The organism is Draconibacterium sp. IB214405 (assembly GCF_033963885.1).
GTDB lineage: Bacteria > Bacteroidota > Bacteroidia > Bacteroidales > Prolixibacteraceae > Draconibacterium.
In genome coordinates this window covers 325,009-345,812 of record NZ_JAXBMA010000005.1, presented here as the reverse complement: position 1 = coordinate 345,812, position 20,804 = coordinate 325,009, and the positions used below count along the sequence as shown (strand labels likewise).

15 protein-coding genes are annotated in these 20,804 nt (G+C 41.3%); 6 read left to right on the top strand and 9 right to left on the bottom strand.

All coding sequences use genetic code 11. From position 1 onward, the window contains the following. The first annotated feature begins 10 nt into the window (after positions 1-10). Together SLH46_RS18885 and SLH46_RS18880 are read left to right on the top strand one after the other, a co-directional pair. A complete protein-coding gene (locus SLH46_RS18885) occupies positions 11-808 on the top strand; it encodes a gluconate 5-dehydrogenase (protein ID WP_320282781.1) in 798 nt (265 codons plus the stop codon). Positions 809-902: 94 nt separating this feature from the next. Next, on the top strand, positions 903-2,168 hold the full coding sequence (locus SLH46_RS18880) for a DUF4861 domain-containing protein (RefSeq protein WP_320282780.1): 1,266 nt from the start codon (positions 903-905) through the stop codon (positions 2,166-2,168). Positions 2,169-2,359: 191 nt separating this feature from the next. Here SLH46_RS18880 and SLH46_RS18875 read toward each other — a convergent pair whose 3' ends face one another. Both SLH46_RS18875 and SLH46_RS18870 read right to left on the bottom strand, forming a co-directional pair. Beyond that, on the bottom strand, positions 2,360-4,591 hold the full coding sequence (locus tag SLH46_RS18875; RefSeq protein ID WP_320282779.1) for a GH92 family glycosyl hydrolase: 2,232 nt from the start codon (positions 4,589-4,591) through the stop codon (positions 2,360-2,362). 115 nt (positions 4,592-4,706) lie between these two features. Next, on the bottom strand, positions 4,707-5,585 hold the full coding sequence (locus SLH46_RS18870) for a hypothetical protein (protein WP_320282778.1): 879 nt from the start codon (positions 5,583-5,585) through the stop codon (positions 4,707-4,709). A 509-nt stretch (positions 5,586-6,094) separates the two neighbouring features. Between SLH46_RS18870 and SLH46_RS18865 the strand changes: the two genes are divergently transcribed. The 4 genes from SLH46_RS18865 to SLH46_RS18850 all read left to right on the top strand — a co-directional run bounded on the left by SLH46_RS18865 (position 6,095) and on the right by SLH46_RS18850 (position 14,452). Then, positions 6,095-9,268 carry a SusC/RagA family TonB-linked outer membrane protein gene (locus tag SLH46_RS18865; protein WP_320282777.1) on the top strand — a complete coding sequence of 1,058 codons (3,174 nt, stop codon included), beginning with the start codon at positions 6,095-6,097 and terminating at the stop codon, positions 9,266-9,268. Positions 9,269-9,306: 38 nt separating this feature from the next. Next, positions 9,307-11,145: a RagB/SusD family nutrient uptake outer membrane protein gene (locus tag SLH46_RS18860; protein ID WP_320282776.1), complete on the top strand. Its 1,839-nt coding sequence runs from the start codon at positions 9,307-9,309 to the stop codon at positions 11,143-11,145. 96 nt (positions 11,146-11,241) lie between these two features. Then, the gene (locus SLH46_RS18855) at positions 11,242-13,062 is read left to right on the top strand and encodes a RagB/SusD family nutrient uptake outer membrane protein (protein WP_320282775.1); all 1,821 of its coding nucleotides are present in this window, start codon (positions 11,242-11,244) and stop codon (positions 13,060-13,062) included. 157 nt (positions 13,063-13,219) lie between these two features. Beyond that, positions 13,220-14,452: a nucleoside recognition domain-containing protein gene (locus SLH46_RS18850; RefSeq protein ID WP_320282774.1), complete on the top strand. Its 1,233-nt coding sequence runs from the start codon at positions 13,220-13,222 to the stop codon at positions 14,450-14,452. Between the two features lie 9 nt (positions 14,453-14,461). Here SLH46_RS18850 and SLH46_RS18845 read toward each other — a convergent pair whose 3' ends face one another. The 7 genes from SLH46_RS18845 to SLH46_RS18815 form a co-directional block, all read right to left on the bottom strand. Further along, positions 14,462-14,875, bottom strand: coding sequence for a Dabb family protein (locus SLH46_RS18845; protein ID WP_320282773.1), 414 nt, complete (start codon positions 14,873-14,875; stop codon positions 14,462-14,464). Between the two features lies 1 nt (position 14,876). Next, positions 14,877-15,353, bottom strand: a complete 477-nt coding sequence (locus SLH46_RS18840; protein ID WP_320282772.1) for a hypothetical protein — start codon at positions 15,351-15,353, stop codon at positions 14,877-14,879. Further along, complete coding sequence (gene kdsA / locus SLH46_RS18835; RefSeq protein ID WP_320282771.1) at positions 15,354-16,175, bottom strand: 3-deoxy-8-phosphooctulonate synthase; 822 nt, start codon at positions 16,173-16,175, stop codon at positions 15,354-15,356. Positions 16,176-16,351: 176 nt separating this feature from the next. Continuing rightward, entirely contained in the window at positions 16,352-17,734 is a 1,383-nt protein-coding gene (locus SLH46_RS18830; protein WP_320282770.1) for an efflux transporter outer membrane subunit, read from the bottom strand. 49 nt (positions 17,735-17,783) lie between these two features. After that, positions 17,784-18,827 carry a hypothetical protein gene (locus SLH46_RS18825; protein WP_320282769.1) on the bottom strand — a complete coding sequence of 348 codons (1,044 nt, stop codon included), beginning with the start codon at positions 18,825-18,827 and terminating at the stop codon, positions 17,784-17,786. After that, positions 18,817-19,953 carry an HlyD family secretion protein gene (locus tag SLH46_RS18820; RefSeq protein WP_320282768.1) on the bottom strand — a complete coding sequence of 379 codons (1,137 nt, stop codon included), beginning with the start codon at positions 19,951-19,953 and terminating at the stop codon, positions 18,817-18,819. Before SLH46_RS18820 ends, SLH46_RS18825 begins: the two co-directional genes overlap by 11 nt. Beyond that, positions 19,937-20,392, bottom strand: coding sequence for a potassium channel family protein (locus SLH46_RS18815; RefSeq protein ID WP_320282767.1), 456 nt, complete (start codon positions 20,390-20,392; stop codon positions 19,937-19,939). Before SLH46_RS18815 ends, SLH46_RS18820 begins: the two co-directional genes overlap by 17 nt. Between the last annotated feature and the right edge of the window lie 412 nt (positions 20,393-20,804).

Below are 20,804 nucleotides of genomic sequence, written 5' to 3'. Positions count from 1 at the left end.
TCATAAAAAAATGATACAAGAATTATTTAACCTAAGCGGAAAAGTTGCACTGATTACTGGCGGAACCCATGGTATTGGAATGGCCATTGGAAAAACACTGGGTCAGGCCGGTGCAAAAATATGCGTTAACGATATTTCTGACGAAAAACTTGAAGAGTGTAAAGCCGAATATGCCGAGGCAGGTGTTGACGTTTACACGCTTAACTTCGACGTTACCAATGAAGAAGCTGTTGATAAAGGAATTTCACAGATTGAAGAAGAACTGGGCAATGTGGATATTCTGGTAAACAATGCCGGAATCATCAAACGTATCCCTATTCTGGAAATGCCGGTTGCCGATTACAAACAGGTAATTGATATCGATCTGGTTGCACCGCTAATTGTTGCAAAACGTGTTGCTCCGAAAATGATTGAAAACCGTTCGGGTAAAATCATAAATATGTGCTCGATGATGAGTGTTTACGGGCGTAATTCTGTTTCGGCTTATGCATCGGCAAAAGGTGGTTTAAAACTGTTAACAGCAAATATGTGTTGCGAGTGGGCGAAATACAATGTACAAATCAATGGTATTGGTCCGGGCTATATTGCAACTGCACAAACAGCGCCAATTCGCGAAGGCGGTCACCCGTTTAACGATTTGGTGATGATGCGTACTCCTGCCAATCGTTGGGGAGAACCTGAAGATATTGGTAATGCAGCCTTGTTCCTTGCATCGAAAGCTGCCGATTTTGTAAATGGTCAGGTGCTTTATGTTGATGGCGGTATTTTAGCCAACTTCGGTTACGTAAAAGGCGAAAACGATATTTAATAATTATCCGTGATAAAAAGTGTGTTGGGACAAGTGATCTGAAAACTCTCAGATTATTTCCTGACACACTTTTTTCGTATCAATTTTAAACATTATGAAAACTTCTATTTTACTTACATTTTTGATTTTGCTGGTTGTATCTTCCTGCACGCAGCAAGCTACAGTTTTGTTAAAAAATCCGCTGGCAGAAGAACGCACCGACGAGGTGGTTGTATTCACGCGAGAGGAAATTTTAAATAAAATTGCTCTTGAAGAAGGCAAACTGCCCGTTTTCAAATACAATGAAAAACTTCTTCCAAGCCAGGTTGATGATCTGGATGGCGATGGAAACTGGGATGAAGTTGCGTTGCTGGTCGATTTAAACGCGAATGAAAATATTGAAGCTAACATTGAGCTGGTTCCTGAAAATGATTATCCGAGTTTTGAGAAACGCACCAACCTACGTTTGGGAATTCATCAGGAAGATGGAAGTTACAAAGAGGTGGATAACTACAAAGCCATTCCTTATTCCGAGCCGTTTAAAATTATCGCACAGGGTGAAAGTGTGAGTTGGGAGAATGATAAAATCGCGTTTCGAGTGTATTTTGATTGCCGGAATGTAAAAGACCTTTTTGGCAAGCTAAAATCCCGAATGATTATCGATGATATCCATACGCCGGCCATTCGAGATTACCATTCATTAAACGATTGGGGAATGGACGTTTTACATTGTGGCAGTTCGCTGGGTTCAGGAGGAATTGCGTTGATGAAAAATGATTCGCTGTATCGACTGGGATCGACTGAAGTTTATGAGTACCAGAAAATCGTAGAAGGACCGATTCGTTCAGTATTCGATCTGAAATATTCGGGTTGGAATGTTGATGGCGAAGAAATGGAAGCTGTTGAGCGTATTACCATTTATCCGGGTAAATACTGGTTCGAGTCGGATGTAACAGTTTATGGTTGCGCTGAAGACGACCAAATTGTAACAGGAATTGTTACATCGCAGCTGAAAAATGAACCATTCAAGTTTGAGGTAGCTGATTTTACTTGTATCGGCACGCACGATGTACAATCGCTAAATAACGATGAGTTGGGAATGGCTGTGATCGTACCGAAATCGGAAACCGGAAAAATAGGTCGCACAAGCGATATTAACTGGTTTGAGAAAGGATTTGTGGCTGTGCAGGAAAAAGGTTTCAGTAACATTATTTCGGAGACGTATTACATCGGGCAGAAATGCGAAAATGCCGAACCTGCAAAACATTATTTCTTTTCGGTTTGGGGATTGGAGAAAGACCAGTGGAAAACAGAAGGTGGTTTCCGGAAATACATTTCTGAAGAAGCGGAAAAGCTCTCATCTCCAATTCAAAAACAGTAGGTATTTCAATTGGAATAATATTCTTTGCACCGTCTTTTAAGGCGGTGGTTTTAATATTGTCGAACCAAGCCGATTTAATAGGATTTTTGTAAAATTAAGTTTACAAAAATCCTATTAAATCAATAACCATTGAACCTTTTTTTATCACCGCTCTAAAGAACGGTGTAAAAGATAGTCACCTGCTGAATTTTTTATTTCACGAATTTCAGCGTTCCCCCTTTTTGTAAATCCTCGTGCTTTATTTTCGTAGCACTTTCCTTCCCGTTTAACTTAACGGATGTAAAAACGGATGAAGAAGTGGCTCCGTCGGCTTTTAAGACAAACTTACCGCCCGGATAATAATTTTCATCCAGATTGAGTGTAACTTGTTCAAATATTGGAGAAGATAACTGGTACTCATTGCTTCCCGGGCACACCGGGTAAAATCCCATGGCACCAAATACATACCAGGCTGAAAGCTGTCCTGCATCGTCGTTTCCTGATAAACCACCGGGGCCTAAATCATATTCAGTGCGCAGAATATATTTTACTGTTTTTTGTGTTTTATCCCATTCATCCACATAATTAAACAGAAATGGAATATGATGACTGGGTTCGTTTCCATGCCAGTACAATTGGTCGGCAATTAAATCGTTTAATTTTTTGCCAAAGATATCTTTTCCACCCATCAGGTCGATCAATCCATCAACATCCTGCGGAACAAACCAGGTATAATGTTTTGGAGTACCTTCGGTTATAAAATACATATTTGCTTCAGCGTCAAAATCAGTGTAAAAACTTCCGTCAGCGTATTTACCGTTTACCCAACCCTGATCTTCGTCGAATACATTGGAGTAATTATATGATCGGCTGATTAAGTCATTGTAATCGTCGGTTTTATCAAGTTTATTGGCAACTTGTGCTACACACCAGTCGTCGTAGGCATATTCCAGTGTTCGCGAAACCTGTTCGTTGGTGTGAAATGCATTGGCAACTTCATCTTCCAACGGAATGTAGCCAAGTTGTAAGTAGGTTGAAAGTGCCCGACGTCCTTTGCCATCAATATATTCGTTTTCCTCCGGCGAATCGTAGGCATTTTTTCGCATGTATTTGTAGGCCTTTTCCAGGTCAAAATCAAAACCTTTCATGGCAGCATCGCAAAGTATCGATGTGCTGTGGTCGCCAATCATTGCGGACGTATAATTGTTCCACATCGGAAAAATGGGGAGCCAGTTACCCTCTTCCGCTTTTGCCACCAGCGATTTTACCATGTCGTTATATTCCTGCGGTGCAATCAGGCTTAATAATGGCATTTGAGCACGGAAAATATCCCAATTCGAAAAATCCCCGTAATAGTCAAAATCATTGGTGTTTTTTATTTCATATTGTTTCGAGAATGCGGGATAGTCACCATTTACATCGCTCATTAAACGCGGTTGTTGCAAGGCGTGATACATCGCAGTATAAAACTTGGTCAGTTCAGCCTCGTTTTCCGATTCCACATCAATGCGTCCGAGATACTCATTCCAGGTGGCCTCCATTTTTGCTTTGGTTCCTTCAAAATCCCAGTCGGCAATTTCTTCTTCCAGGTTTTTACGTGCATTATCGATGCTGGTAAACGAAGTGCCAACTTTAAGTTTTACCGGACTGTCGCCAGCGGTTGCAAAGGTTACATAAGCACCTATTTTTTTCTGGTCTTTACGTTCGGTTGTTCCGTGCTCATATTCAAAATCGCCCCACGTTCCGTATTTTACAATCTCATGATCGAATTTGGCTACAAAATAGCCCGAAATACCTGCCGGTTCATCTTGACCGTTATAGATTCGGTAAGCCGGATTATAACCATAAACTTCCTGTTTCTCCAGGTCGATTTTTATGTATCCTTTTCCTTCGTCGCTGTTTACGTCGAACATGATGGTTGGTTCTTTTTCGTCCAGCCACGAGAAACGGAAAAAGCCACATCTTTTAGTAGATGTAATTTCTGTCATTATCGTTTTGGCCGGAAACAGGAAAGCCGAATAAGCAGGAGATGCATTTTCTGTTTTGATTAAACACATCGTTTGTCGTTGGATGGGCTGGAAACTAAAGTTGCTCTCCAATTGCGTGGGGAATATGGTAAATGAACCATAGTCCTGGGTACACGAACCACTCAGCCAGTGGCTGCCACGAAATCCTTCGAGCATGGTGCTTCCGGCATAAAACGGAGCTATACATTTTTCCTCGTGATCGTAAACCTGCGGAGTCCATTGTGTCATTCCAAAAGGAGCTGTTACTGCCGGAATTGTTTGTCCGTTGCTAACATGATCGCCGGGGTGTAACTGGGCAGCTTCGGTTGTTGCGGGCCCGGTTCCGATATGAGGATTTACATACGAAATATAATTCTTTTCGGTGTGTTGAGCGCAGGAAAACAGGAATACCAAAAGTAGCAGATATAAGATTTTCATCGTAGTTAGTTATGTTATAGCGAATCCAAAAATATAAATTTCAGGATTTTATAAAACTTATTTTTAAAATAAAAAAGGGATGTTGTTGCATCCCTTTTATTTTTTATTGATTGTGTTAAAATATAAACGATTGTATCCAGGCCTGTATAATTTCACCAGTTTCAGGGTCGAGTTGCGAACCATACATACTATGCGGAATAGAATATACAATTAGCATAACAATGGAAGCGATGATGGTAAAAATGGGACGTTCTTTTTTCCGGTTCATCACAAACGCTAATATCCAGAAAATAAAAGCCACCAATGTTTTGTTATCGGTTAAATCCCACGCAAAAGGTACACCGGCCCAGGCTTCGCCAAAAGCGTGCAGCTGAACAGCAGGACCCAAAATCATACCTCCAACCAACAGTGTAAATAAAGTTACTGTGGTGTAAAATTTATAGCGTTGATGTTTGAAAACGGCCATAATTCCGGCGAGGTTGCCCAGTAGCATGGCAAAAAACATAAAAAAGATATGCGGTGCCAAAATGGATGAAGGAACAGCACCTTTAAAACGGATAACCACCGGATTGGTTTTCATATACGTATTTGTTCCTTCGGAATTAGTGATCTCGAAATAATATTGAATTTTACCTGCCGCCGGCTGCTCGGGAACAGAAGCAAACCATCCTTTCTCTTCCGTAATATGGAATACATTGTTCATGATGTACGAGTCTACAGGTTTTACTTTGTACGAAAAATCAATCGATTGGTACTGATCATTCGTTTGAAACCTTTTGTAAAAAAGTTTCGCTCCGATATCCTGGTCGTCTATTGCAAGTTTAACCTCGGTGTTGCTGCCAATTTCAATACTACGTACCAACTTCACTTCGTAATCGGTGTTGTTAACTTTTACCAACATCTTTTTATCGTATGTTGGTCCGGTTTTTCGCTGATAAATAACGGCAGCGAGCGTAATAACAATTGCGAGTAGCCAGTAAAATACTTTTTTCATGCGGTTTATTGTGTTAATTTAATTAGCAATGTGCTGTTGTTCAGTAAACAAGCTCTGAAAACGAAATGCTAAATAATATCTTATTTATGTAACAGTTGCCCAAAGTCAGTCTGTTTTATCGCTGAATATAGGTAAAAAATGGAATTATTGTTAAAATATCAACAATGTTAAAAGTAGTGTTCGATTATGTACACGGTTAGTAATTAGAGCATTTGCAAATGCGCACAAAACGAAACATATTGTGTTTTATACAGATATATGTTTTCTAACACATGGGGACCTTTATCGATGTTTAAATGAAAAACATATTTTAGCAATCGAATCAAAAAAAATTAAAAAGTATTTTTGATTCAACGACTAAAACTAACGAGATTAATACGAACTAACTAACTAATAAAACTTATGGATGGACCACGTTGATCATTCTAAAGAATTGTAAGTTCATTACAATTTTATCCAGAATATTTTTTATTCAAATTTCTATTTATTAATACCAAAACTTAAAATCTATGGAAAAAAATCCTTTAAAAGGTTTTTTAACCTTGCTTATGATGTCTGTATTCATGGCATTTTCTCTAGGTTCTTTTGCGCAAACAGCTGTTACCGGTACTGTTACCGGTGAGGATGGCGTTGGGATACCCGGAGTGTCGATTGTGATTGTAGGAACTACTCAGGGAACAATCACCGACATTGATGGTAATTACACGTTAACAGTTCCGGCAGGTGCTGAGAAATTGACTTTCTCTTACATCGGTATGTTAACACAAGAGGTTGAGATTGCCGGGCAATCAACAATTAGTATCGTAATGAAAGCCGATGTTATCGGTGTTGACGAGGTAGTAGTTGTGGGTTACGGTACTCAGATGAAAGAGGAGTTAACAGGTGCTGTATCAACCGTTTCGGCTGAGAAACTGGAGTCTACATCAGAAACCAGTGTTGCAAGTCGTTTACAAGGACAGGTTGCCGGTGTTACTGTTACTTCAGCTAACCGTCCTGGTGCTGATGCTACTATCCGTATTCGTGGGGTAGGAACCATCAATGATCCTGATCCTTTGTACATTATCGACGGTGTACCTTCAGGACCAGGTAACAACATCCCTCCAGGGGATATCGAAAGTATTTCAGTATTGAAAGATGCTTCTTCTGCCGCTATTTATGGTACACGTGGTGCAAACGGTGTTGTAATTATTACTACCAAACGCGGACGTGCCAACCAGCAGCCTAACATTAGCTTCTCTGTACGTACAGGTGTTACAAAAGCAACAAACCAATACGATTTGTTGAATACCACTGAGTATGCCAATGCAGTTTGGTTAACAGCAGCTAACCAGGGTGTTGCTCCAAATCACGCACAGTATGGTTCTGGATCATCTCCTGTAATTCCTGACTATATTCTTCCTGCAGGTGCAATGGCCGGTGAGGTTGATGAGTCAACTTACAGCTATCCTGACAATGTTATCTTTAAAGCTAACAAACAAGGAACTGACTGGTACGATGAAATTTATCAAACCGGTATTATTCAAGAGTATGACCTTTCTGTAAGCGGTGGTGGTAAAAATTCTACCTATGCTTTTTCTGCTAATTATTTAGATGAAGAAGGTATTTTGAAATGGACAGAATTCAAACGTTATACTATGCGTATGAATTCGGATGCCAAATTTAACGACTGGTTAAAAGTTGGTGAATCTGTTCAGGTTGTATTCATCGACGAAAGTGGTAACTTCAGCGATAACGGTGAAGGTACAGCAGTTTCTCATGCTTACCGTTCGCAACCGATTATTCCGGTTTACGATATTAGTGGTGAAGAATTTGCAGGTTCGAAAGCTTCCGAAATGGGTAACGCCGCCAACCCTGTACAAATTCTTTGGGATGCACGTAATAACAAAGGTAAATGGATGCGTATATTAGGTAATGCGTTTGCCGAGGTTACTTTAGCCGAAGGTCTTACTGCTAAAACATTATTTGGAACAAACATGGGACAGTGGAACTACAAAGGTTATGTTCTTCCAACTTACGAACGTTCGGAGCCAAATACTGTAAATGGTGTTGATGTTAGTTCTAACTACACTATTCAGTGGAACTGGTCGAATACATTAAACTATAACAAAACTTTCAACGATGTTCATAAAATGAATTTATTGGTTGGAACAGAAGCTGTTGAAAATACTTATCAGTGGTTAACTGCCAGCCGCCGTGTTTATTTCTCAGAAGATCCTAATTATATGCAATTGGGCTCAGGAGAAAGTAACAAAGAAAACGATGGTAATGCATCATCATGGTCATTGTTCTCAGTATTTGGTCGTGCAAACTACAACTACATGGGTAAATATTATTTGGAAGGTACAGTACGTCGTGACGGTTCTTCTCGTTTCAGTGACGAAAACAAATACGCAGTTTTCCCAGCTGCTTCTGCTGCATGGGCAATTTCTGAGGAAAGTTTTATGCAAAGTACCCGCAGTTGGTTAGATATGTTAAAATTACGTTTAGGTTGGGGTATGTCGGGTAACGACCGTATTGGTAACTACAACTCGTATTCAACTTATGCAACAGATTCATATAAAGCATCGTATGCAATTGACGGATCGAACACAAGTGCTACTTCTGGTTTCAAACCTGCTACTTTAGGTAGTGAGGATGTAACCTGGGAAACAACTAAAACAATCAACATCGGTATTGATGCCAACATGCTAGACAATCACCTGGCTCTTGCTATCGATCTTTGGAAACGTAACACAGAAGATATGTTGTTCCGCGAGCCTATTCCACAGGTTATGGGTATTGCAACAGCTCCTTATGTAAACGTTGGTGAAATGGAAAACAAAGGTATCGACTTCGAAGTATCTTATAACAATACAGCTGTAGGTGGCGATCTTACTTATAATGTAAGTTTGAACCTGTCGCATTACAAAAATGAGATTCTGAGACTTTCAGGAGATCCTGATCGTTATATCGATGCAGCTTCTGAGCGTCAGAAAGTTTATACCCGTTACACTTCAGGAACTGCATTCCCTGAATTCTACGGATACATCGTTGATGGTATTTTCCAAACTCAGGCTGAAGCCGATGCTCATCCTCAGTATGGCGATACTGACTACAACCAACCAGGTCACTTCAAATACAGAGACGTGAACGGTGATGGTTCAATCACTGCTGACGACAGAACTTTTATCGGAAGTCCACACCCTGATTTAGTTGGTGGTTTGAACGTTAATTTAGGTTACAAAAACTTTGATTTAACAATGTTCTTCTACGGTAGTTTAGGTAACGAAATGGTTAACTATGTAACTCGCTGGATCGACTACGGTCAGTTCAATGGTGGTTTAAGTAAAGATGCATTATACAACTCTTGGGGAAGTCCATACCTGGATGATAACTCAAAAGCAAAATTACCTATGTTGGATTTGAGCGATATTTCGCAAGAACCATCTACTGCTTTCATCGAAGACGCATCGTACTTACGTTTGAAAAACTTACGTCTGGGTTACACCGTTCCTAAAACGTTGCTCGACAGAGCTGGAGTTAAGAGTTTAAGACTTTACGCACAGGTATCTAACGTATTTACACTTACCGGTTATAGCGGTCTGGATCCTGAAGTAAATGCTTCTGGTACTTATATGGGTATGGATATGGGTGCATGGCCTACACCTCGTCAGGTTATGTTCGGTGTTCAACTCGGTTTATAAAAGTTAACTTTATTTGAATATTAAAACAGATAAGTATTATGAAAAAACTATCAATATTAATGGTTGTAGTGTTCTTACTAACCATGTCATATTCATGTTCCGAAGACTTCCTGACCAAGGAGCCTCCTGGTTCCACTTCAGAGAACGTTTTCTACGATGCTACCGGTATTGATGCCTTGCTGATTGGAACCTACGCAATGGTAGGTGGTAGTTCTCTATGGGATATTAGCTGGGGAGCATCTATTCAAAACTGGACTTACGGATCAGTAGCGTCAGACGATGCCTATAAAGGATCGGAAATTACTGACCAGACACCTGTAAACGATATCGAACACTGGGTAGTACAATCTACCAACGGATATCCATCAAATAAATGGAAATGGGCTTTTGGTATGGGAGTTGACCGTGCCAACAAAACCATCAACGTAATCAACAAAACGGAAGAAGCCGGAACGATTACTGCTGACGAAGCAACACAATTCAGAGCTCAGGCTAAATTCTTACGCGCCTTGTTCTATTTTGAAGCACGTTTGGTATTTGGCGACTATATTCCAATTTTGGATGAGAATACTGAAGATCCAAGTCAGGTAACTAACGTTAATGCAGATGGTGCTGTTCTTAGTTTTATTACTGATGATTTAGCTTATGCTGCAAGCAACTTGCCAGCCACTCAGGCTCAGGTTGGTCGTGCAACTAAATATGCTGCAATGGCATTGGCTGCAAGAGCGTATTTGCAAGATCTGAAATATTCGGAAGCTGAAGCGTTATTGGATAAAATTATTGCCAGCGGACAATTTACATTGGCAGGCGATTTTATGGATAACTTCAATATTGAAACCAACAATAACGAAGAGTCAATTTTTGAAATTCAGGCAAACGTTAACGATATCAACGAATCGTTGAATGCTGAAATGGGTATTGGTTTGAACTGGCCTCACGGTGGTGACATCGGTATGTGCTGTGGATTCCATCAGCCTTCGCAAAACCTTTTCAATGCATACAAAGTAGACGGCGATGGTTTACCAATGTTCGATACTTTTAACGATACTGACTTGGCAAACGACCAGGGAATTGCATCTGCTGATGACTTTGTTCCTACCGACCATGCTTTGGATCCACGTGTTGATCATACATTGAGCCGTCGTGGTATACCTTACAAAGACTGGGGTATTAACCGCGGTTCTAACTGGAATCGTAAACAAGCTGACGGTGGTCCTTACCTGCCTGTATCAAAACCATTCTTTAAAAAGTCGGAGCGTTTTAGCTTGTCTACTACAACAGGATGGCAAACTGGTATCAATGCAAATAACTATCGTTACCTGCGTTACACTCACGTAATTCTTTGGAAAGCTGAGTGTGCTGCTTACCGTGGCGATCTGGCAACTGCACTTACATATGTAAATATGATTCGTCAGCGTGCTATGGATAGCGAGCCGGTTATGGGTAAAGTGTTGATTACAAAATTACCTACCTCGGTTTATCCTTGGGGTGAAGGTTCTTCTGATGCAGATTACCTAACTGGTGGATCTGTTGACTGGACACAACCAGCTGCTAACTATCAGATTGGATTGTACCCATCATTTGCCAGTGCAAACGATGCAATGGAAGCTGTACAATGGGAGCAACGTTTAGAGTTTGCAACTGAAGGTTTGCGTTTCTTCGACCTTCGTCGCTGGGATGACCTTCCAAATCAGATTGGTGGCATGAGTATGGCAGATGTTCTGAATGATTTTGCCAGAGGTGATGAAAGAATTCGTACTTCAGCAGCAGGAATGGCAGGTTTCACTTTTAGTGATAACGATAAGTATATGCCTATTCCTCAGGATCAGTTAGATCAACAAATCGGTATTCTGGAACAACGTCCGGAATATAAATAATAAATGGAGATTTGGTTTGAATGGAAGAGGGGCTGAAAAGTCCCTCTTTTTTTATACATTTAAACAACCAAAGTCGCAGCCACTAAACCATAAACGATGGACCTTTACAAACGACTGTTACTACTTCTGTTTATCATAGTCTTTAACTCATGTTCTGACGATTTTCTTACCAAAGTTCCCCCCGGAACCGATTCTGAAAACTACTTTATGGATGCAAAAGGAATTGATGCTCTGCTCATTGGTACTTATGCCATGGTTCAGGGCAGTTCTTTATGGGAGACAGCCTGGGGGGCATCTATCCAAAACTGGACCTTTGGTTCGGGGGCATCTGATGATGCTTATATTAAACCGGATTTCACATCAAGTGGAGACGTTAGTGATATAGAGATTTGGGATGTTAGGGAAACCAGTACCTATTGCGAGGATAAATGGAAGTGGGCATTTGGGCTGGGTATTTTTCGTGCAAACGATGTACTTCGGGTGTTGGCTAAAACTACAGATATTACACATGAAGAAGCAATAGAGTTTGAAGCTGAAGCACGTTTTCTGCGCGCATTATTCTATTTTGAAGCCTGGCTGGTGTTTGGTGATTATATTCCTCTACTTGATGAAAATGTAAAAGATCCATCAACTGTTTCAAATGTTAATGAGGAAGGTAAAGTATTAAGTTTTATTGTAAACGATCTGAAGTTTGCCTGGGAAAACCTTCCCGATTCGCAGGAAGAGGTTGGGCGTCCGACCAAATATGCGGCAATGGCACTTGCAGCCCGTGCTTATCTTGAGGAACTGGAGTATGCACAGGCAAAACCTTTGCTTGATGAAATAATTGCCAGCGGCAAGTATGCGTTAATGCCCAACTTCTTTGATAATTTCAGAATTGAGAAGAACAATAACATGGAATCGATTTTCGAGATTCAGGCAACTGTAAATGATGTTTATGAATCATTAAATGCCGAAATGGGAATTGGATTAAATTGGCCGCACGGAGGTGATATTGGAATGTGTTGCGGGTTTCATCAAACATCACAAAACCTTGCCAATGCTTATAAAGTTGACGAGAATGGATTACCGCTTTTTGACTCCTTTAATGATGTCGATCTGAAAAATGATCAGGGAATTCGCTCCAATGAACCTTTTACAATGGCAAGCGATTCGCTCGATCCGAGAATTGATTGGACAATCAGCCGCAGAGGAATTCCATTTCTGGATTGGGGTATTAACAGGGGATACGACTGGATAAGACACCAAAGAGATGGTGGCCCGTATTTACCGGCTATCAAAACTTTCTTCTACAAATATCAACGCTATACTTTATCAACAACTTCGGGTTGGATGACCGGTGTTAACGCCAATAATTACCGCTATTTAAGGTATGCACATGTGTTGTTATGGCGTGCCGAGGTGGCAGCAGCTGAAGGTGATCTGGCAACGGCTCTTGACCTCGTAAATCAGGTTAGGCAACGTGCCGGAAACGAGGTGGTAATGGGAAAGGTATTGATTGACTCGCTTCCCCAAACGGTTTATCCTTGGGGAGAAGGGACTACTGATGATGATTACCAGACAGGTGGCGATGTAGATTGGGATCAACCGGCTGCCAACTACAAAATTGGATTGTATACTTCGTTTGCGAATGCTGAGGAAGCCATGCGGGCAGTGCAATGGGAACAACGCCTGGAATTTGCTACTGAAGGTCGTCGATTTTTCGACTTAAGACGCTGGGATGATTTGCCCAATAGGATTGGTGGTAAAAGTATGGCAGAAGTTCTTAATGATTTTGCTACAGGTGATTTGCGTATCCGTTCATTTATGGGAGTTACATTTACGGATGATGACAAATATATGCCCGTTCCAAAAGATCAGATTGATATGCAGCCGGGAGTGTTGCAACAGCGGCCTGAATATATAGCCAAAGATTAGTAAACATAAATAAGAGTTTAATTCTTTCACAAAAATTCCGCTTTGGTCCGCATCTCTTTGCATATGGGCAATAGATTTATACTTTTACGGAGGTTTGCCTGTTGTTCCTTAATCAAGGTCCGCAGACTAATTTTAATTTTTTATCTCAACTTATAGAATGGCACTGAATTATCTTTTCATTTTTTTCTTTTTGGTTGCATTTGTAATCGCCCTGGCTAAACTTATATTTCTTGGCGACACGCAGGTTTTTACCGACATGGTGCAAGCCACTTTTGATATGGCTAAAACCGGTTTTGAAATTTCGCTGGGATTAACGGGGGTACTAACCCTGTGGATGGGGATTATGAAGATAGGAGAGAAGGGAGGAATCGTTCACGTTTTCTCGAAGGTAATCGGGCCGTTTTTTAATAAACTTTTTCCTGAGTTGGGAAAAGAACATCCGGCACACGGTTCTATTTTAATGAATATTGCGGCCAACATGCTTAACCTTGATAATGCGGCAACTCCTATGGGACTGCAGGCCATGAAAGAAATGCAGGAAACAAACCCGGATAAAAATACGGCGTCGAATGCGCAAATTATGTTTTTGGTGCTGAATACTTCGGGACTTACGCTGTTACCCATAAGTATTATGGTTTATCGTGCACAGCTGGGGGCAGTAAATCCTTCCGATATTTTTATCCCAATTTTGCTTGCCACCTATTTTTCTACTATTGCGGGGCTGATATCGGTTGCCTTTTATCAAAAAATAAACCTGCTCGATAAAACCATTTTAGCTTATCTCGGTGGTTTAACTGCCATAATTGTTGGGATTATCTGGTACTTCTCTACACTCGATAAAGATGCCATAACACAGGTTTCGAATGTGGCCAGTAACTTTATTCTGTTTACGGTAATCGTGGCCTTTATTCTAATGGCTTTATTCAGAAAAGTGAACGTTTACGAGGCTTTTATCGAAGGTGCGAAAGATGGATTTAAAACAGCAATTAAGATTATTCCATATTTGGTTGCAATTTTGGTTGCCATTGGTGTATTCCGTGCATCGGGTGCGATGGATTGGGTGGTTGCCGCTGTAACCTGGGGCTTTGAGCAAATGGGTATTAATGCCGATTTTACCCCAGCCTTGCCAACAGCTTTAATGAAACCGCTTAGTGGAAGTGGTGCACGTGGAATGATGGTGGATGCCATGACAACTTATGGTGCCGACTCGTTTGTGGGCCGCGTAGCAAGTACAGTGCAGGGAGCTACCGATACTACATTTTATATCTTGGCCGTATACTTCGGTGCTGTAGGAATAAAAAATACACGCTATGCCGTTGTGTGCGGACTAATTGCCGACTTTGTGGGGATTATCGCTTCGATATTGCTGGCGTACCTTTTCTTTTATTAATACAATCAATTAAATATCAGTAGAGTCATAAACCACAACCTTGTTCCAGAGGTGTTGGTTTTCTTCTACGAATTTCAGGTGAATCGGATCAACCTGGTACGAATCCTGATCGGCCTGGCTATCGAACATTGCCATATACGATACCGAATAGGAATGATCTACCACATCGCGGTCCTCTGTTGACGCCGGAAAACCAATGTGACTGAGTTTTATAGTTTTTACCTTCGTGAGTTGGTTCAAAGCTTTAACCAGTTGTTTTTTATGTTGCTCGTTCTTTGGTTCTTTAAGCCAGAAAAACACATGGTGTATCAGCGCATCCTTAATTTTTACCTCGCCGGCGGTGGCGCTTTTAGTAAAAGGAAGTAGTGCCGACAAGGTAACTCCCGCTATGGCTTTCTTTATAAACGATCTTCTTTTTTGCATCTTATTGTTGGTTTAATAGTTCTTCAATTTCTGCAATATGCAGTTTAAAATGACGCGGAAAATCCTCAACCATTTCTTTCAGCGACACAAACTGGTTGGTGTCTGCATGCCATTGTTGATCAAGTTGCTCCAAATTGATATTTTGGATAAGATGACAAAAATGCAAATGCGCATATTTCCAGTAATTTATCAGCAACTGCCAGTCTTCTTCCTGGTAATTCTGAATGGCAATCCACTTGTCGTTGTTCCCGTAAGTGGAATAGTTGGGGAATTCAACCGGCGATTCCCGGTATTGCAGATGAACAACACGATGGGTGTTGTTCGAGGCCGAATCAACCATGTGTCCAACGATTTGCCGAATCGAACGATCCTGACCGTTTCTACGGTCAGCAATGGTTTGCGGTGGCAAACTTTCCAGAGTTTCTGTCCAGTCTGCTACCAGTTTTTGTAATTCCGCTGCAATTGTTTGAAATGCCATTTAACCCAGTTGATTGACAGTTTGTTTTAGTAAAACCAGCTTGGTTAGCAATTGCTCCAACAAATCGAGTCGTAACATATTTGCACCATCCGATTTTGCTTCAGCCGGGTTTGGATGCGTTTCGATAAAAATTCCATCGGCACCAACTGCTATTCCAGCACGAGCAACAGTTTCTATCAACTCAGGTTTGCCTCCGGTTACTCCGCTTGATTGGTTGGGTTGCTGCAGCGAATGCGTAATATCCAGAACAACCGGAACTTTCATTTCTTTCATTACCGGAATTCCGCGGTAATCCACCACCAAATCCTGGTAGCCAAATGTTGTTCCTCTTTCGGTAAGGGCGATGTTGTTGTTACCGCTTTCGCGTACTTTGTTTACCGCAAACTGCATGGCTTCGGCCGACAAGAACTGTCCTTTTTTAATGTTTACCACTTTGCCTGTATTGGCAGCAGCCACTAAAATATCGGTTTGGCGGCACAAAAATGCAGGTATCTGAAGTACATCAACGTATTCGGCGGCCATGGCGGCTTCCTCGGCCGTGTGAATATCGGTAACCACCGGAATATCGAAAGTTTCGCTGACTTTTTTCAGGATTTTTAATGCTTTTTCGTCGCCAATTCCTGCAAACGAATCAAGTCGTGAGCGGTTGGCTTTTCGGTACGAACCTTTGAAAATATACGGGATCTTGAGTTTCTCGGTAATAGCAACAACTTTTTCAGCAATTTCCATTGCCATGGTTTCGCTTTCAATGGCACACGGGCCGGCCATCAGGAAAAAGTTGCCCGCATCGGTATGTTTTAGATTTTTAATCGTAGGAATCATGTTCTGAATTTTAGTTGGTAAAGGTAGTAAAAGAATAATTTGTTACTGCATTCTAAAATCATGTCAATTGTACTTAGTCAGCCCGTCATGCTGAATTTATTTCAGCATCTCCGGAAAGACGGGATTCCGAAACAAGTTCGGAATGACGTACCCGAAATGTGAGAATTGATTTGACTCTAATCGGCGTCAACATATGCCTCGTATTCCCAGCCACCACCAAGTGCCAGATAGAGTTTTACCACCGATTGCAGGTAATCCATATATGATTCTGACGCCTGCAATTGCGCACTAAACAACGAACTCTGCAAATTGATAAATTCGAGAAAAGTAGTAACTCCTTCTTCGTAGCGTACCCAGGCCAGGTCGAGTGCCTCCTGCGAAAGCTCAAGTTTTTGCTTTTTGATCTCAAATTCTTTTTGGTACGAATTAATAGCAATTACTGCATCCTGTACTTCCTGCAGAGCCACATAATACGACTGAATGTAGTCGTTTACCAAAATGTTGTATTCTTCCTGTTGAACGGAAATCGATTTATTGATTCTTCCGGCATTGAATATCGGGCCCAGTAAATCGGCTGCCAACTCGGTAAATATCATAGAAGGATCGGTAATTTGTGCCCCCACATCAAGCGATAAGGTAAGATTTGGATAACGTAATGCCTGAGTAGCATCGATTACGCGCAGTTGTGCCTTTAATTTCTTTTCGTTGATAAGGATATCGGGACGGCGCTGAAGCAAATAAACTGGTACGCCCAGCGGCATTTCGGATGTAATAATTTGTTGCTCGAGCGGCAGTCCGCGCGGAATCAATTTTGGTGCTGAGCCCAAAACAATACTGATAGAATTTTCCAATTGTCCGCGGGCACGAAGTAAAGACTCCAGTGTTACCTCTGCATCTTTCACTGCAATTTCCGATTGGTTAACGTCTACTTTCGAAACAAATCCGCCCCGGTAGCGCGCACCGATAATGTCGTGAAAGTTGTTCATGTTCACGATCATATTTTCTGCCACAATAATTTTATTGTCGATATCTCGAAGAGTAAAATACAAACTTGCAATTTGTGTTACCAGTGTTGCTTTCACTTGCTGATAGCCAATTTCGGTAGCAAGGTACGCTTCCAGAGCGGCATCGCGCTGATTGGTGAGCTGCCCCCAAAAATCGAGTGTATACGAAACATTGGCGAGTGCTGCCACGCTGCCTTTAAAAGTGCCCGAGGATAAGGAGTTTGCTGAAGTGGACGCACTTCCTCCGTAGTTCACTGCCGGAAGCAACATGGTTTTAGCAATCTCGTACTGCAACTCCGACTGTTTAATCGCGGTTGCTATATTTTGCACCTGCAGATTGTTTTCCAGTCCTTCGCGAATGAGTGAAATTAATGTGCTGTCGTTAAAGATTTGCCACCAGTCAACATCGGAAAAACTGCTACTGTCGGCCACCTGGTCGGTATACGTTTCCTGAATTTCAATCTCAGGTTGAGTAAATTTCTCGTGTACGTTGCACGAAAAAACAAACATTCCGAGTAAACAGGTAATTAGCGAATATGTAATTTTATTTTTCATCTTATTAAAATTGTTTGTCTTCTACGGTATAAGATGTAACTCGTCCCGATTATTCGGGACTCGTTTCAATTGCTGAGATTTTAGGATTATTAAAAGCTGTTACCACAAGGTAGGCCAAAGTGGTGTAAACAATAGCAATTCCGATCTGGAACAAACGATTCCAGAGTTCACTTCCTGCTCCACTGGTTGAGGTTGAAATTATTCCCATAATCACAATAAATGTATTAAAACTTGTTGCGAAAACGGGCGCTATTTTTTTGGTAGAAAACAGGTTGATTATAAAAAAGAAAGCTACCGACAAAACCAGAAAAATATAGAACAGGTAAGCGGGTACAATAATTAACAGTTGATAGGCCAGCACACCAAAGAGTCCTCCCAGAATGTTGGCTGCAATTATTACCAAGCCTTTTTTTGACTGGTAAACAAATGGATCGAATCCAAGAATGATCGTAAAAACAAGCGTAAGCGTTCCAACAGTGGCATTAAATAAATAGAACATAATTACCAATGGAAAAATAACCAGCACGCCGTTTAATGCAACTTTGTTCATGTCGAGCGGATTGGGTGGTGCTGCACTTTTCTTTTTTGCATCGCTGGCGCTTATCGGTTTGTCGGGGAATAATGCGAACGCGATCTTTACAATTATCAGTGCAATGATCAGGTTCAGCAATAAAACCTGTAGAATCAATCCGCCAATTGCGTTGGCTGTAATGCTGTTAAACGGAATGAGAACAACCAGCATTAGAAATACCAAACGGATGGGTGCAGGTATTTTTACCAGCTTGAAACTCCAGAAAATGGCCAGGGCCAGTAAAGGCAAAATTACAAGCGGGTAGTCGATAAGACTGTTACCCAAAAAAACGCCAATAGATCCCAGAACATAAATCAAAAACGGGACAATTATTTCCTTTTTTAAACCCAGTGCTTGTTTGCCCGGGCCGATAAACATCATGGTTAAAATGGCCGTTAAGTGAGGAGCCGGATAAGCCACAGTGGTGGCAAAAACCAGCGCAAGCGAAACGGCAAATACAGCACGTAAAACCGGGTATTCGTTTCTTAAGTCAGCAAAATATGTTTTGATTTTATCGGACATACGAAAGTTTCGACATGATTCTGATGCGTAACCGGGCAATCATATTCAGTAGTGGTTTTGTACCGGTATAAACTACAATTTCGGCCTGGCTGCCCTGGCGCAGTTTGCTCACAATTTCTTTGTCTTCCAACTCAATCATAACCGGAAAACGTTGCGGATCGCGTAACCAACCTTGTGCCGACGAAACTTTTGGTAAGCCATTCGGATTGGTATTGTCAACCGATACACCGTAGGCTATACTGGTAAGTTTACCTTCGAAAACTTTTCCGGGTTCAATATCAAAAATCAGTTCCACTTTATCGCCGAGTTCCACTTTTGCAAGGTTGTTTTCTTTTAGATTCGCCTGAATCCACATTTCGCTATTTGATACCAGCGATATGAGTGATCGACCCGCCGCTGCAAAATAACCCTGTTCAATGTTAAAGCTTTCCACAATTCCGTCGGATGGTGCAATTATAGCAGTGTAGCCCAAATTTATTTGTGCATTCTCGAGGTTGTTTAAGGCCGATTTTATTGTTGGATTGTTTTCGTTTAGCGGGCCCAAAGCTTCGGTTTGCCGCTCCAGATCTGCCTGCGATGATTTTACCGATTCGATAGCCTCGAGATACGAAGCCTCCGACCGGTCGATGTCAGCCTCCGAAAGGGCGCCTTCGTTTTCTGCCAAAACACGCTGGGTACGTTCCCAGTTTTTGGTCGAACGCTCAAGTTTTACTTTTGCACGGCTCAAACGTGCCTGTGCCGATTTTAACGAAGACTCACCGGCATCAATTGATTGAACTGCTTTTTCAAGATTCGATTCGGCAACTTTAACCGCAATTTCGTACGATGTTGGATCGATGATAAACAATGTGTCGCCAGCTTTTACACGTGAGTGCTGGGTGACATTTGTTTTTATAATATAGCCACTAACCATCGGAGCTACCGGCAATACGAACCCTTTTACCCGCGCCTGATCGGTATGTGGAGTGTGGCGATCGGAAAGGACATTAATTATAAAAATAAATATCGTGATGATGAGCACGATAAGACTTATTTTCTTTACCGGACTTTTTTTCGCCGGTGTTTCCTGTTGATTGTTTTCAACCGGATTTTGTTCTTTTGGTTCAGTTTTATCGTTGCTTGCCATTTTGTTCCTGTATAGTTTTATAAATAATTTGAATCAACGAATACATCAGTGCTGTTGACCATCCAATGAGCATGATTCCATTTATTGCTTCAATTCCTGAAAATATTTTCCACTCCGAACTGATCGTCATGTCGCCATAACCAAGCGTTGTAAACGTAACTATCGAATAATAGAAAATGTCATGAAAACTGGCAAAGTCGGGTTGTATTGCAGGGATTAGATAGAGGCAAAAGGCCCAAACCAGTGAGTGGATTGCATGCAACAATGTCAGAAATAGAAAGGAGTAAACAAGCAAGCGCAATATTCGCAAATTGTTTAGCTTTTTCTTCCACTCGTCGATAACACTCACCGTTTTTCGCGTTAGGTAAATATTTGCCAATGCCTGAAGGACAACATTGAAGGCAATTATGGCAAATCCAATAATTAGAATTTTTAGCATTTTAGTTAAGAATTTAGAATAACAGTATAATCGCCAGACAGAAAGGTCGGGAATTAAACCTGCGTTTTGTTAAAAATACGCAATACTAAAACGTAAGTCAAGAGCTGGAATGAAATTCTGTGGATTGTGGATGGAAATATGGGGGTGAATGATTGGTTTCTATAAAACACAAATGGGAACTATTTTGTTACAAATAGCTCCCATTCACTTTCAAGTAACCGAAGTTACTATTGGTGCCAGGTTACGGTTATTACGACCGGCAATTGCTTTTTCTTTCGAATAGGCTTTTGCCCCTTACTTTCCGGATTTGCTTTCTACGGCTAAACCTTTCAGTTGTCCTTTCGGTAATCGCGAGTACCTTCCTGAACGAAGTGTCTTTCAGTGTATTAAGCTAATCCCGAAGGATTTCCCC

Excerpts from the sequence above, each read along its gene's own strand:
- SLH46_RS18885 (WP_320282781.1), top strand. The coding sequence starts at position 11 with ATGATACAAGAATTATTTAACCTAAGCGGAAAAGTTGCACTGATTACT.
- SLH46_RS18880 (WP_320282780.1), top strand. The coding sequence starts at position 903 with ATGAAAACTTCTATTTTACTTACATTTTTGATTTTGCTGGTTGTATCT.
- SLH46_RS18875 (WP_320282779.1), bottom strand. The coding sequence starts at position 4,591 with ATGAAAATCTTATATCTGCTACTTTTGGTATTCCTGTTTTCCTGCGCT.
- SLH46_RS18870 (WP_320282778.1), bottom strand. The coding sequence starts at position 5,585 with ATGAAAAAAGTATTTTACTGGCTACTCGCAATTGTTATTACGCTCGCT.
- SLH46_RS18865 (WP_320282777.1), top strand. The coding sequence starts at position 6,095 with ATGGAAAAAAATCCTTTAAAAGGTTTTTTAACCTTGCTTATGATGTCT.
- SLH46_RS18860 (WP_320282776.1), top strand. The coding sequence starts at position 9,307 with ATGAAAAAACTATCAATATTAATGGTTGTAGTGTTCTTACTAACCATG.
- SLH46_RS18855 (WP_320282775.1), top strand. The coding sequence starts at position 11,242 with ATGGACCTTTACAAACGACTGTTACTACTTCTGTTTATCATAGTCTTT.
- SLH46_RS18850 (WP_320282774.1), top strand. The coding sequence starts at position 13,220 with ATGGCACTGAATTATCTTTTCATTTTTTTCTTTTTGGTTGCATTTGTA.
- SLH46_RS18845 (WP_320282773.1), bottom strand. The coding sequence starts at position 14,875 with ATGCAAAAAAGAAGATCGTTTATAAAGAAAGCCATAGCGGGAGTTACC.
- SLH46_RS18840 (WP_320282772.1), bottom strand. The coding sequence starts at position 15,353 with ATGGCATTTCAAACAATTGCAGCGGAATTACAAAAACTGGTAGCAGAC.
- kdsA (WP_320282771.1), bottom strand. The coding sequence starts at position 16,175 with ATGATTCCTACGATTAAAAATCTAAAACATACCGATGCGGGCAACTTT.
- SLH46_RS18830 (WP_320282770.1), bottom strand. The coding sequence starts at position 17,734 with ATGAAAAATAAAATTACATATTCGCTAATTACCTGTTTACTCGGAATG.
- SLH46_RS18825 (WP_320282769.1), bottom strand. The coding sequence starts at position 18,827 with ATGTCCGATAAAATCAAAACATATTTTGCTGACTTAAGAAACGAATAC.
- SLH46_RS18820 (WP_320282768.1), bottom strand. The coding sequence starts at position 19,953 with ATGGCAAGCAACGATAAAACTGAACCAAAAGAACAAAATCCGGTTGAA.
- SLH46_RS18815 (WP_320282767.1), bottom strand. The coding sequence starts at position 20,392 with ATGCTAAAAATTCTAATTATTGGATTTGCCATAATTGCCTTCAATGTT.